Annotated in this window: 12 protein-coding genes; 2 read left to right on the forward strand and 10 right to left on the reverse strand. The window is 41.4% G+C overall.

What is annotated here, in order from left to right:
• Positions 1-9 precede the first annotated feature (9 nt).
• The 6 genes from ligA to V7659_RS05640 form a co-directional block, all read right to left on the reverse strand.
• A complete protein-coding gene (ligA, locus tag V7659_RS05615; protein WP_335538708.1) occupies positions 10-2,019 on the reverse strand; it encodes an NAD-dependent DNA ligase LigA in 2,010 nt (669 codons plus the stop codon).
• A gap of 73 nt (positions 2,020-2,092) precedes the next feature.
• Positions 2,093-4,366, reverse strand: a complete 2,274-nt coding sequence (pcrA, locus tag V7659_RS05620; protein ID WP_335538690.1) for a DNA helicase PcrA — start codon at positions 4,364-4,366, stop codon at positions 2,093-2,095.
• A 71-nt stretch (positions 4,367-4,437) separates the two neighbouring features.
• Positions 4,438-5,121, reverse strand: a complete 684-nt coding sequence (locus V7659_RS05625; protein ID WP_335538691.1) for a heptaprenylglyceryl phosphate synthase — start codon at positions 5,119-5,121, stop codon at positions 4,438-4,440.
• Between the two features lie 127 nt (positions 5,122-5,248).
• Positions 5,249-5,563, reverse strand: coding sequence for a YerC/YecD family TrpR-related protein (locus tag V7659_RS05630; RefSeq protein WP_335538693.1), 315 nt, complete (start codon positions 5,561-5,563; stop codon positions 5,249-5,251).
• Positions 5,564-5,591: 28 nt separating this feature from the next.
• Positions 5,592-6,647, reverse strand: coding sequence for a DUF3048 domain-containing protein (locus tag V7659_RS05635; RefSeq protein WP_335538694.1), 1,056 nt, complete (start codon positions 6,645-6,647; stop codon positions 5,592-5,594).
• A 59-nt stretch (positions 6,648-6,706) separates the two neighbouring features.
• Complete coding sequence (locus V7659_RS05640; RefSeq protein ID WP_335538696.1) at positions 6,707-8,452, reverse strand: adenine deaminase C-terminal domain-containing protein; 1,746 nt, start codon at positions 8,450-8,452, stop codon at positions 6,707-6,709.
• Positions 8,453-8,621: 169 nt separating this feature from the next.
• On the opposite strand from V7659_RS05640, the gene V7659_RS05645 reads away from it, so the two are divergent.
• Entirely contained in the window at positions 8,622-8,927 is a 306-nt protein-coding gene (locus V7659_RS05645) for a YgaP family membrane protein (RefSeq protein ID WP_335538698.1), read from the forward strand.
• Positions 8,928-9,163: 236 nt separating this feature from the next.
• Positions 9,164-9,277: an EYxxD motif small membrane protein gene (locus V7659_RS05650; RefSeq protein WP_335538700.1), complete on the forward strand. Its 114-nt coding sequence runs from the start codon at positions 9,164-9,166 to the stop codon at positions 9,275-9,277.
• Here V7659_RS05650 and purD read toward each other — a convergent pair.
• The 4 genes from purD to purM form a co-directional block, all read right to left on the reverse strand.
• Positions 9,274-10,548 (reverse strand): phosphoribosylamine--glycine ligase, encoded by a 1,275-nt coding sequence (gene purD / locus V7659_RS05655; protein ID WP_335538702.1) that lies wholly within the window; start codon positions 10,546-10,548, stop codon positions 9,274-9,276. The two genes, V7659_RS05650 and purD, sit on opposite strands and share 4 nt — an antisense overlap.
• A 19-nt stretch (positions 10,549-10,567) precedes the next feature.
• Positions 10,568-12,106, reverse strand: coding sequence for a bifunctional phosphoribosylaminoimidazolecarboxamide formyltransferase/IMP cyclohydrolase (gene purH / locus V7659_RS05660; protein WP_335538704.1), 1,539 nt, complete (start codon positions 12,104-12,106; stop codon positions 10,568-10,570).
• A complete protein-coding gene (gene purN, locus V7659_RS05665; protein WP_335538706.1) occupies positions 12,081-12,683 on the reverse strand; it encodes a phosphoribosylglycinamide formyltransferase in 603 nt (200 codons plus the stop codon). The genes purH and purN overlap by 26 nt, the downstream gene beginning before the upstream one ends.
• Positions 12,680-13,548: phosphoribosylformylglycinamidine cyclo-ligase (gene purM / locus V7659_RS05670; protein ID WP_335538707.1), on the reverse strand; the 869-nt coding region annotated here is incomplete at its 5' end. The genes purM and purN, both read right to left, overlap by 4 nt.

Genomic DNA, 13,548 nt, shown 5'->3' on the forward strand with positions numbered 1-13,548 from the left:
ATACACCTCTTATTTATTTAATTCAGCTAGGAGTTTCTCCTCGTCCCACACTTCAATTCCTAGTTCTTGTGCTTTGGTTAATTTTGACCCCGCATCCTCACCAGCAATGACAAGATGTGTCTTTTTGCTGACACTACCTGCGACATTTCCGCCAAGCGCTTCGATTTTATCTTTGGCTTCATTTCTGGATAATTGTTCAAGCTTTCCTGTGAGAACTACTGTCTTACCTGCAAAAATAGAGTCGGACTCATCAGCAGCGACGGGTCGTGCCCCCTTATATTCCATATTGACACCAGCGGCAGCTAATTCGTTGATTAACTCGACTGCTTCTTCTTTTTCAAAATAGGCGACAATCGAATCCGCCATTTTATCACCGATTTCATTAATGGCCAGTAAATCATCTTTAGAAGCCTGTGGGAGTTTGTCCATTGTACCAAATTGTTGCGCAAGCGTCTTGGCAGCCTTGGCCCCTACATGACGGATACCCAATCCAAATAAAAGCTTTTCTAGTGAATTTTCTTTTGAAATTTCGATGGCTTTGATTAGATTGGTTGCTGATTTCTCACCCATTCTTTCAAGGGCTAACAGCTGTTCATGGGTCAACTTATAAATGTCAGCGACATCTTCAATTAATTTTTCTAAAAAGAGCTGGCTAATTACTTTTTCACCTAGGCCTTCAATGTTCATTGCCACTCTGGAAACAAAATGAATTAAACCTTCTCGAAGTTGTGCCGGGCATTTAGGATTGATACAGCGCAAGGCTACTTCGCCTTCCAAACGGACCAGTTCGCTCTCACATTCAGGACAATGCGTTGGCATATGGAATTCCACTTCTTCGCCTGTACGCTGATCAGCCAAGACATTGACTACCTCAGGTATGATATCGCCCGCTTTTTTAACAACGACTTTGTCACCTAGTTTAATATCTTTTTCACGGATTAAATCTTCGTTATGCAGAGAAGCACGTTGGACGGTTGTCCCAGCCACTTTGACTGGCTCAAGAATCGCCGTTGGGGTAATCACACCGGTTCTGCCTACACTTAATTCGATATCTAAAAGGGTCGTGACTACTTCTTCTGCAGGGAATTTAAAAGCAATCGCCCAACGCGGACTTTTTGCTGTCGTTCCAAGTGCAGCCTGGTGGGCGTAGGAATCTACTTTAATAACAATTCCGTCAATCTCATAGGCAAGATGTGGACGCTTCTCCACCCAGCTGTTGACATAATCTATTACTTCATCAATGGAAGAGCATTTTCTTCGCTCCTGATTGGTTTTAAAACCGAGACGATCCAGGTAATCTAGACCTTCACTATGCGAATCGATCCCGCTGTTTTCACTGATATTACCGATTCCATATAAAAAGACATCCAGCCTTCTAGATGCAGCTATTTTCGGATCTAGTTGTCTCAGCGACCCTGCCGCAGCATTTCTTGGGTTCGCAAAAAGCTCCTCGCCACGTTCCGCTCGTGCTTGATTCAAAGCTTCAAAAGAACGTTTTGGCATATAGGCTTCCCCACGGACTTCCATCGACACATTTTCACGCAAACGGAGAGGAACGGATTTAATCGTTTTTATATTAGCGGTAATATCTTCACCAATGGTCCCATCTCCACGGGTTGCTCCTTGGTTAAAGAGCCCATCTTCGTATCTTAATGAAACAGCAAGTCCATCTATTTTTAACTCACAAACATAGGAAAAATCATCACCGACCGCTTGACGGATACGGCGGTCAAAATCCTTTAAGTCTTGTTCGTTAAAGGCATTGCCAAGACTAAGCATCGGTGTACGGTGCTCCACCTTTTCAAACACATCAAGAACCGTACCGCCAACCCTAACGGATGGGGAATCTGCCGTTTTTAATTGTGGAAACTGTTCTTCAAGCTCCACTAACTCTTGCATTAATTGGTCATATTCAGCATCTGGTACGGAAGGTTTGTCTAACACATAATATTCATAGCCATAGTGGTTTAGCTGGCTGCTTATTTCTGCAATTCTCTTTTCTGCAGTTTGAAGGTCCATATATCCAGTCCTTTCTAAAAGGATTTTCATGAGCAGCTCATGAGCGGCTCATGAAACTTTTCTCTCTAGGTATTTATGCTTTCGTAATCGGAGCAAATTTAGCTAATAGGCGTTTGATTCCAACCGGGCTAGGGAAAGCAATATCGAGTTCCGTTCCTTCCCCTTGTCCTTTTACGCTGACAACGGTTCCGGTGCCCCATTTTCCGTGCTGGGCTTTATCGCCAACCTTCCAGCCGACTTCCTCTCCAGCGGATGCAGCGGAAACAGGCCGCATAACTGGTTTTCTTGCCGAAGCAGGTGTACTAAATGATGTCTTTGGCGTTCCGAATGAGGCGCTCCGAGCAGAACCAAATGATTTACCAGTTGAGCCAAATGGCGAACTCAGCTTTTTCTCTGCCGGTTCAACTCCCTCAATCAGGTCCGCAGGGATTTCCTTAATAAAGCGGGAAGGCGGGTTCATATTGGTTCTTCCAAATAATGTCCTCATTTGGGCATTGGTCAGGAACAGTGTTTGCTCCGCTCTAGTGATTCCCACATAGGCAAGACGGCGTTCCTCTTCCATTTCTACTTCTTCCATCAATGAACGGCTATGCGGGAAGACGCCCTCTTCCATTCCAATTAAGAAAACAACTGGGAATTCCAAACCTTTTGCCGAGTGAAGGGTCATGAGCGTAATCGAGTCAACTTTCTCCTGAGTATCTTCATCGAGAGCATCAATATCAGCAACTAGTGCCAAATCAGTTAAAAAGGCTACTAGACTCTTATCTTCACTTGCATCTTCAAAACTTTTCGTCACCGATAATAATTCCTCAAGGTTTTCGAGGCGGCTTTGCGCTTCCAATGATTTTTCCGCCTTCAGCATTTCACGGTACCCCGTTTTATCTAGCACTTCTTCAACTAGTTCTGTGACAGAAAGGTACTCTTGCATATTCGTATAATTACCAATTAAATCGCGAAATTCCCGTGCTGCCTTCGTGATTTTCGGACTTAGTCCTAACAGCTCAACAGACTCAAGCGCTTGGTAAATCGATAAGTCATGCATGTCAGCAAAATTAGCGATTTTATCGAGTGAGCTTGATCCAATTCCGCGTTTTGGTACATTGATGATTCGGCGTAGGCTGATATCATCATCAGGATTCGAGATTAACCGTAAATAAGCAAGCATGTCCTTAATTTCTTTCCTGTCATAGAACTTTGTCCCGCCGACGATGGAGTATTCGATATTGGATTTAAGAAGTACTTCCTCCATCACACGGGACTGAGCATTCGTGCGATAAAGAATGGCAATGTCGGTTAATTTTTGCTCATTATTCCGAGTTAATTCTTTAATTTTCCCAGCAACGAATTGCGCTTCGCTCTGCTCACTGTCGGCTCGGTAATAAACCAGCTTATTCCCTTCTGGGTTTTCGGTCCAAAGATTCTTCGCTTTTCGGTTCAGGTTGTTTTCGATCACTTTGTTTGCAGCTAAAAGAATCCTTTTTGTAGAGCGGTAGTTTTGCTCTAGTAAAATAACTGTTGCATTCGGATAGTCTTTTTCGAATGAAAGGATATTAGCAATATCCGCTCCGCGCCATCTGTAAATGGATTGGTCCGAATCCCCGACTACGCATAAATTTCTAAAACGACTTGCCAATTGTTTCACGAGTAGATACTGGGCTTTGTTCGTATCTTGATACTCATCGACATGAATATATTGAAATTTCCGCTGATAATATTCGAGAACATCCGGAACGCGTTTGAATAATTGAATTGTCATCATAATGAGGTCATCAAAGTCTAATGCCTGATTTTTGCGTAATCGCTTCTGGTATTCCTCATACACATTAGCGACGACATCTTCAAAATAGCCTCCGCCTGCTTTCTTATATTCCTCTGGATCAATCAATTCATTTTTTGCTGAACTAATCGACCCTAAGATGGCACGTGGATCAAATTTCTTCGGATCAATATTTTTTTCCTTTAGGATTGTCTTCACCACGGATTGCTGATCAGTTGAATCAAGAATTGTAAAATTACGGTTAAAACCGATTCGGTCAATATCCCTGCGTAAAATCCTTACACACATCGAGTGAAAGGTGGAAATCCAAATTTCTTCGGCTGCTCCGCCCATCATTTTCCCAATCCGTTCTCTCATTTCTCGAGCGGCTTTATTTGTAAATGTAATTGCCAAAATATTATAAGGATTCACCCGTTTTTCAACAATTAAATAGCCAATTCGATGGGTAAGCACTCTTGTCTTACCACTCCCGGCTCCGGCCATTAGTAACAGCGGCCCATCGGTTGTTTTAACAGCACTTTGCTGTTCTGGATTCAATCCATTTAATAGCTTATCACTTAAATATTGCATATAATCCACCACCATAACAAACATATGTTCTTATTTTTATCTTAACGTTTTTCCTCAACATTAGCAATGATCTATCGATTAATCTTCACAGTTTCTAATGCTAGATCGAAATTTTCATAAATCGCGTTTCCGACGACAATGACATCTGCATGTTTGGCCATCTCTTTAGCTTGTTCGATGGTTGAAATTCCGCCTCCATAGAAAAGGATCGTCTTCTCAAGCGATTTTTTCACGTCAGCAATCAGGTTTACATCCCCATATTTACCGCTATATTCTATATAAAAAATCGGAAGGTGAAACATTTTTTCAGCCATAACCGCGTAGGCGGTTACCTCTTCATTTGTTAATTCGGTATTTGCATTTGTCAATTTTGCCGCTTTGCATTCTTCGTTCAATATGCAATAGCCCTCCATGACAATTTCCTCCCAATCCATGATTTCACCAAATTCCCTAACGGCTTGGTGGTGTAGCCCAGTAATCCATTTGGGATCACTGCTATTTAGGATGGTTGGAATAAAGTAAAGGTCGAACCCTGGTGTAACTGTCTCAATCGTTGAAACTTCAAGGACACATGGCACCGAATATCTACGAATTCTCGCCATTAAATCGAGGACATTTTCTAGTGTAATCCCATCTGTACCACCTACGATTATTGCATCCGTACCAGACTCACAGATGATTTCTAATTGATCATCCGATAGTTCTTTATTTGGGTCGAGTTTGAACACATGCCGCCACTCGCGAAAATCATACATCAAAAAATCCTCCCACAGTCATCAATTCCATTACACCATTATAGCACTAGCCGAATCGATAAAAAAACAATACAGTAAATCTAAATTTAACCAAAAGAAAAACCGAAGAGCATTCTCTCCGGCTTGTTTATTCTTGTTCAGTTAAAGCGTTGTCGTTCTTTACACGTTCAAGCACCATTTCATACGTATCATTCCCATAGTTTAAACAACGTTTTACCCGTGATATGGTAGCTGTGCTCGCTCCGGTTTCTGTTTCAATTTTGTGATAGGTATTCCCTTCACGAAGCATTCTTGCCACATCTAGACGCTGTGCTAAAGATTGTATTTCATTAATCGTGCACAGATCATCAAAAAAGCGATAGCATTCTTCAAGATCTTTTAATGAAAGAACGGCCTGAAATAATTGGTCAAGTTCTTTTCCACGTAATTTATTAATTTGCATTTTATTACCCCTTTAGTTGTTAAAATGACTATTTATTAAGCGAGATGCTCTTTTCAAGACCTGGATCGGTTGGCACTACATTGATCCATGTTTTCCCTTGTACCAGTGGAACTTCTACGCCATTTTTGACTGGAACAATTTCTCCGTTCATATTCTTCCATTCCACTTGATTGACCTTACCCTTTTGCAGCAGATATGCTTTGCCGCCAGACTCAAAATCAATTTCCCTTCGCCCGTATGAATCGATAAACCGATGCTTAGCTTCAACAATAAAGATATTATCAACTAACATAGGCTCTTTCGTATCTAAATCGACCATTAGCTCATCGCCTGAAAACCGCTTATATTTGCCAGTGACTGCATCAAATTCAAACTTGGAGTTGGAAATACCGCCATTAGAATATTTAATCTTTACAGATTTTGCTTCAGCACCTGTAATATTCTTCGTTTCTTCCTCTGTCAAAAACGTAAATGCTGCGGGACCTTTTTCCATCGAATATTTCTTTTGCTTTGCACCTTTTAAAATATTTTCATACGTAATATAGGAGTTATGAGGTGCTTTACGGGTCTTCGAACGTTTAAAAAGCGTCCCGTCATAAACCATTCCATTTAGGTTATCAATATAGTTACTATTAAGGAGTTTCTTTGCCTCCGGGCTATATCCATGCGCAATGTAAAGAGCGTTAAGTCCCTTGGCTAAGAAAATATAATAATCTCTTGCACTCCTTACAGGACCGATATTCTTAGGTTTTTCACTCTGAAAGACGGCGAGAAAGCGTGTAATATCCCCTTCAGCAAGAATTTCATAAATAAGATCTGCTTTGGTTAGACCAGATTGCGGTCTTGCCTTTGGGTGGTTATTAATCATAACAGCTACAGCCCTTGTATCAGTACTTGTTTCAGACCCCACCCCTGTTAATGGATAAAAATAGGGGTCGACTGGTTTCTCTTCAGGTTGCTTTGTCTCTGTTTGTGTTACTGTTTTTTCCTTCTTAACAGGTTCCTTTTCCTTTTTTTCATTACTACAGCCAGAAAGTAGTAACAGGAAAGCTAACACGAATACAGCCCATTTTTTCACTCTCATGAACACCCCTATTTACTTTCTTTTTACTTTCACACTTTAATCCTTTACTCACTTACAGTTTAACGCATTATTGACGGAAAGAGTACTGTTTTATTCATTACATCGTACATTCCCTGTGGAGTAATCCGAATATAAGGCAAATGTGTCGCAGAAAAGAAGGCAAGACTGTAAATAGGATCAGAAAATCCGTAGCCCCGCTCTCTTAACTCAATCAGCAGCTGTTTTTCTTGGGAGATTAGCTCTTCAATCGGAACGTTCGACATAATTCCATGTAAAGTTAATGACAGCTCGCAAACTACTTGACTATCCTCCACCATCACAATACCGCCGCCTAATTCTTTCATTCTATTAAAAGCATGAAGCATATCTTGTTTATTTTTACCTATTAAAATAATATCTCCTGTGTTGGAATAGGAACTTGCCAATGCTGATAAATTGTTAGCAAATCCTTTTAATAATGTATTAATTCTCCACTTCCCATTTCTGTCCATCAGGGTAAAATAGCATTCATCATGATCCGAAGATAGTTCATCTCCTGAAGCATCGATCGAAATCGAATAGGGCTTTGTGATGACGGCGTTTTCCATTTTGATTCCAAATGGCATCGAAAATTGCAAATCATCTAACGTCAAGTCCCAATCCACTTCCAACGATTTTAGTCCATATTCGTCCCATGTAATTGGAGGATAGGCATCCACAATTGGGTTTCCATCCCTTTTCACCCATTTCCCTTTTGCGAGAACGGATTTAGGTGTTGGATCCTCAATACTCGTTAAAAAGTTAATATTGGCTACCCGGCCAGTGGCAATTGTACCATGGAGATGCTCAATCTTGTAATAACGTGCAATATTAACAGTGGCCATATTATAGGCATCAATGACTGGAACACCTTTTTCAATAGCAATGCGAATCGTCGTATCGGTGACTCCCTGCTCGTAAAAAGTCGAGGAAGCACCGTCTGTATTAAGCATTAATCGATCATAAGCATCAATACCCATACGTTTCATATCGTCTAATATATTTGGTAAATCCGGCCGAATCGAGGAATGCCTTAAGGACACCATATACCCCTGCATTAAGCGATTGTATACCTCTTCACCCGTCATCGCTTCGTGGTCACAGTCTGCCCCAAGCAGCATCATTTTTGCCAATGTTTTTTCCGAAGCTCCAGGGAAATGCCCTTCAATTTGCTTGCGCATCCGTTTCGCTTCTTGGATCCAATGGAGCATCATATCATCGCCATCAAGCAGTTTCGGCCAACCTGTTAATTCCCCGCCCTGCAGAACCGCATCGTGCTCAAGCCATGATTTAACATTACTATGTGAAAAGATCACTTCTTCATTCAAAATTTCAGTTTGAGGATCAAAACGGCTCCACCAAAACATAGTGGTTGGAATCGAACGGAGATCCTTTAATAATGAAAACGCTTTCGTTTTATTTAAATGTAAAATAAGAGCCATATTATCATTGATTAACGTTGTCGTCCCAAACTGGGATGCATATGCTGCAAGCGTTAGGGGATTATATAATTGAAACGGATGAGCATGTGGTTCGATATAACCGGGCACAAGAATCTCATTGGTGCAGTCGATGACTTCACAGTTATCAAGGTGAGTTGGCAAGTTTTCGCCCACATAAATAATCCGATCTTCATATATCCAAATATTCGCTCTCAACCACTTTCGAAACGTCTGATTTAAGTACAAGGCGTTTTTCAATAAAATGGTTGGAGACGCTTTTCCATCCAAAATGGAAACATGCATGCGTAAGTGTTTGTTTTTCCAGCGGTAGCGTTGTTCTAGCATACGTCTTCCTCCCTTTTTCAAAAAAACTATCTATATAATAATAAGTTGATTTAACAATAAAGAAAGCCCTTTCAAAAAAACACTTTAGATACTATACTATCATATTTTGCTGTTTAACGCATTAAAGAATTGATAATAATTGTATATATTTTGTGAAGGAGTGAACATAATGAATGTGAGACCAAATATCAGTATTATTAATGCTTTAATTCGCATCACCATTGGATTAACGATTCTTTCTTGGACTACCTCTAAGCTTGTCAAACACCCTTGGCGCGATTCTTATTTATTTGTTGCTATGTGCGGGGCCATGAAAGTGGCCGAAGGGATTGTCCGCTTTTGCCCGCTTACTGCCTTATTTGAAAAATGCCAATGCATGATTTCTGAGCACGATCAGGCAATGGATTCAATGGACGGGATGGAAGGGTTAACTAACCAAAATGGCGAAGAAATGTTACCTTATAATCCAACTTAAGTGAATTTGTGGATATCCGGATAGCACTTGTAAATATTTTCAAGTTTTTGTAAAAATAATTCAAATTTTGGTTAAATAATTCAGTGTTTTGTAAAAATAGTTCAAACTTTGGTTGAAAAATTCGATATTTCGTATAAATAATTAATGTTTTTGTAAAAAAACAAATTTCCGCTTTTTTAAAGCAAGAAAAGAGGGCTGACCATCAGCGGTCAGCCTTCCATAGGAGTTGATTATTCATGTTTTGGGAGTATCTAACGGATATGTCATTTGTGTTAATTGCCATTATTGGCAGCATCGTAGCACTTCTTTATACATTTATCCGTCGAAGCAGTAAAAGACGTGCTCGTTAACTCTTCACGGGGTGGATTGCTTTTGCCCCGATATCTTTTCGATAAAAAACACCAGGAGACGTTAACTTTTCGAGTTCATGATACACTTTTTCACGTGCTTCCACTAAGCTCAAAGCCTTAGCACCAACAAGAAGCACCCTGCCTCCTGCAGTCACAAACTCACCTTCCTCATTTCTAGCGGTTCCGGCATGAAAAGTAAACACCTCTTCGGAATTAAAATTAGTCAACCCAGTTAGCACTGCCCCTTTTTCATACGCTTCAGGGTACCCTTTTGCCGCAACTACAGTACCAATCATTGTTTGCTCATCCCACTCTAAAATCGGTGTTTCACCAGCTAACAATTCCAAGATGACTTGAACAAGATCAGATTTTAATCTAGGTAAAACAACTTGTGTCTCAGGATCACCGAAGCGAGCATTAAATTCAATCACTTTTGGCCCATCTATAGTTTTGATCAAGCCGGCATAAAGAACTCCGCAAAAACTTCGTCCTTCTTCGACCATCGCTTTGGCCGCCGGAAGAAGAACTGTTTCAACCGCAGTTTGAATCGTCTCAGCACCAATTTGTGGAACAGGGGAATAGGCTCCCATTCCGCCTGTATTTGGACCAAGGTCCCCATCATAGGCACGTTTGTGGTCTTGAGCAATTTCAAGCGGGACGACGACCTCTCCATTTACAAACGCCATCAATGAAAATTCTTCACCTGCTAAAAACTCTTCAATTACCACCCGAGAAGAGGCAGCTCCAAATTTTGCATCAACCAGCATTTCTTCTATGCTGGAAAGCGCCTCTTCTTTTGTGAGCGCAACTGTGACACCTTTTCCTGCTGCCAATCCGTCCGCCTTAATGACAATTGGTGCCCCTTTTTCTTCGATATAATTTCGGGCTTCTTCATAGTTAGTGAACACAGCATAGTCAGCGGTAGGAATCTGATATTTCTCCATTAGTTCTTTTGCAAATGACTTACTGCCTTCAATCTCGGCAGCGTTAGCATGCGGACCAAATACAGCCAAGCCAGCTGCTTCAAATTTGTCCGCCAAGCCTTCAAGTAAAGGAACTTCAGGTCCAATGATCGTCAGGCCAACACGGTTTTCTTTGGCAAATTGAAGCAATAATTCATGTTCTGACTCTTCAATCGAGACAAGCTCCGCTACATCGGTCATTCCGACATTTCCCGGTGCAACAAATACTTTTTCTACATTCTCGCTTTCACTTACTTTTCGGCAAATTGCATGTTCTCTACCGCCGCGGCCGATAATCAGTACGTTCATTCGAAAGCCCTCCAACCGATTAATGTTTAAAATGTCTTACGCCCGTAAATACCATGGCAATTCCATATTCATCTGCCTTTTTAATTGAATCTTCATCACGGATTGATCCACCTGGTTGAATAATCGCAGTAATACCAGCTTTTGCCGCTGCTTCAACGGTATCGTCCATTGGGAAAAAGGCGTCGGATGCAAGGGCTGCTCCCTGTGCTTTTGACCCAGCTTGCTTAAGGGCAATTTCCGCTGCCCCTACGCGGTTCATTTGCCCTGCGCCAATCCCGATTGTCATATCCTCTGATGTCACAACAATGGCATTGGATTTCACATGTTTAACTACCTTCCAGCCCAGCTTCAATGCTGCCCATTCCGCATCTGTTGGTTGTCGTTTCGTTGCAATCGTAACATTCGCATCTTCCAACGTGTAACGGTCCTGCTCTTGAACGAGCAATCCGCCTTCAATTGTAGTCATTTTAAACTCAGGTTTTTTGGCATCATTAAATGGAATGGTTAACAGGCGTAGATTCTTTTTCGCTGTTAAAATTGTTAACGCTTCTTCAGAGAAAGATGGCGCAATAATAATTTCTAGGAAAATTTCATGGAGCTTCGCAGCTGTTTCGGCATCCACTTCCCGGTTAAAGGCAATAATTCCGCCAAAAATCGAAACAGGATCGGCCTCAAATGCCTTTGTAAATGCTTCAAAACCAGTTTCACCTGTTCCGACACCGCATGGGTTCATATGCTTTACAGCTACAGCAGCTGGTTCTGAAAACTCTTTAACAATCTGCAGGGCTGCATCCGCATCATTAATATTGTTATAGGAAAGTTCTTTTCCATGAAGCTGAACCGCATTGGCAATCGAGAACGTCGAACCAAGTGGCTTCTTGTAAAAAGCAGCTTTTTGATGTGGATTTTCTCCATAACGAAGTGTTTGTTTTAATTCGTAGGTTACCGTTAATGTCTCTGGATTTTCTTCTTCTGATAAATTGGTCATGTATTCAGCAATTAAGGCATCATAGGCCGCTGTATGACGGAATACTTTAGCTGCAAGCTTTCTTCTCGTTTCAAACGTTGTTGTGCCATCAGCCTTTAATTCGTCAATAACCGTCTGGTAATCAGTTGGATCGACAACCACAGTTACATATTGGTGGTTTTTTGCAGAAGCGCGAAGCATGGTTGGTCCGCCGATATCAATGTTTTCAATCGCATCTGCTACGGTTACATCTGGCTTTGCAATGGTTTGCTGAAATGGATAAAGATTGACACAAACGAGTTGAATCGCTTGAATTCCATGCTCGTCTAGCTGCTGTTGATGGTTAACATCATCTTGTTTGGCAAGCAAACCGCCATGAATGAATGGATTTAATGTTTTCACACGACCTTCTAAAATTTCTGGAAATCCGGTAACATCACTCACACTAAGAACAGGAATTCCCTGTTCCTGTAGAGCTTTTTTCGTGCCTCCCGTAGAAATCAGTTCGTATCCTAGACTGACTAACTCCTTGGCAAATTCCGTAATTCCATTTTTATCAGAAACACTAATTAACGCTCGCTTTTGTGTCATTGAGTACATCTCCTTGTGTCAATAGCATTTGAAGTATGGATGGATAAAGCTTGTGTTCGCTCTTCTGGATTTTTTGCTGCAGACTCTCTCTTGTCTCATTTTCGTCAATTCGAACCCGTTCCTGAATGATAATTGGACCTGTATCCATTCCCTCATCAACATAATGGATCGTAATTCCGCTCCACTTCACTTGAGCAGCCAATGCCTGCCCAATCGCATCCTTCCCTGGAAAAGCAGGAAGCAAGGATGGGTGGACATTGACGATTCTTCCTTTATACTCAGCTAACAATTTGGGGCCAATCAAACGCATATATCCAGCTAGGACAATGAATTCTACGCCATAGGCATTTAATTGGGCTAAAATTTCTTCTTCATAATGTTCCTTACTAGGATAATCCTTTGCGTTAAAAACAAAACTTGGAATTCCCGCTGCTCTTGCTCTTTCAATCGCAAAAGCGCCTGGTTTGTCACAAACTAAAAGAGAAATGTCGGCATCAAGGTCGCCAGCTTGAACTACATCAATAATTGCTTGAAAATTACTGCCGCTCCCTGATGCAAACACCGCGATCTTCTTCATAGGCGGCCACCATTAGCCTTGATGTTAATTCCTTGACTACTGGTAACAACACCAATTTCGGAGGCAGTTTCCCCAGATTGTCTAAAGTGTTCTAACACGTCCGCTGCATCTTCACGATTCACAGCAATAACCATACCAATACCCATGTTAAAAATATTATACATCTCTTGATAATCAATTTGTCCATGGGAAGAGATCAATTTAAAAATAGGTGGGATCTCCCAGCTTTTTTCATTCAACTCGGCTCCTAGACCTTCTGGTAACATCCGAGGAATATTTTCAATAAACCCGCCGCCCGTAATATGAGCCATTCCTTTTAGCTGGAACTTTTTCAATGCGGACAAAATCGGTTTTACATAAATTTTTGTAGGCTTGAGTAATTCTTCTCCTAATGTACAGCCAAGTTCATCGACAAAATCCAGTAACGACCAGTCATTAAACACTTTACGAACCAATGAATAACCGTTGCTGTGAATGCCGCTTGAGGCTAAGCCAATCAGGACATCACCTTCTTGAATGGTTTCACCAGTGATAAGCTGTGATTTCTCACAGGCACCAACCGTAAACCCTGCAAGGTCATACTCATTTTCACTATATAATCCAGGCATTTCCGCCGTTTCACCGCCAATTAGCGCACAGCCAGCCTGTTCACATCCGTCTGCAATCCCTTTAACGATTGCCTCAATTTTTCCAGGCTGTGCCTTACCACAGGCAATATAATCTAGGAAGAACAAGGGCTCCGCCCCTTGAACGACAATATCATTGACACACATAGCGACCGCATCAATCCCAATCGTATCATGCTGATCCATCCAAAAAGCAATCATTAGTTTCGTGCCCACCCCATCGGTGCCTGACACCAAAA

This window comes from Neobacillus drentensis (assembly GCF_036966985.1).
GTDB classification, from domain to species: Bacteria; Bacillota; Bacilli; order Bacillales; family Cytobacillaceae; genus Neobacillus; species Neobacillus drentensis_E.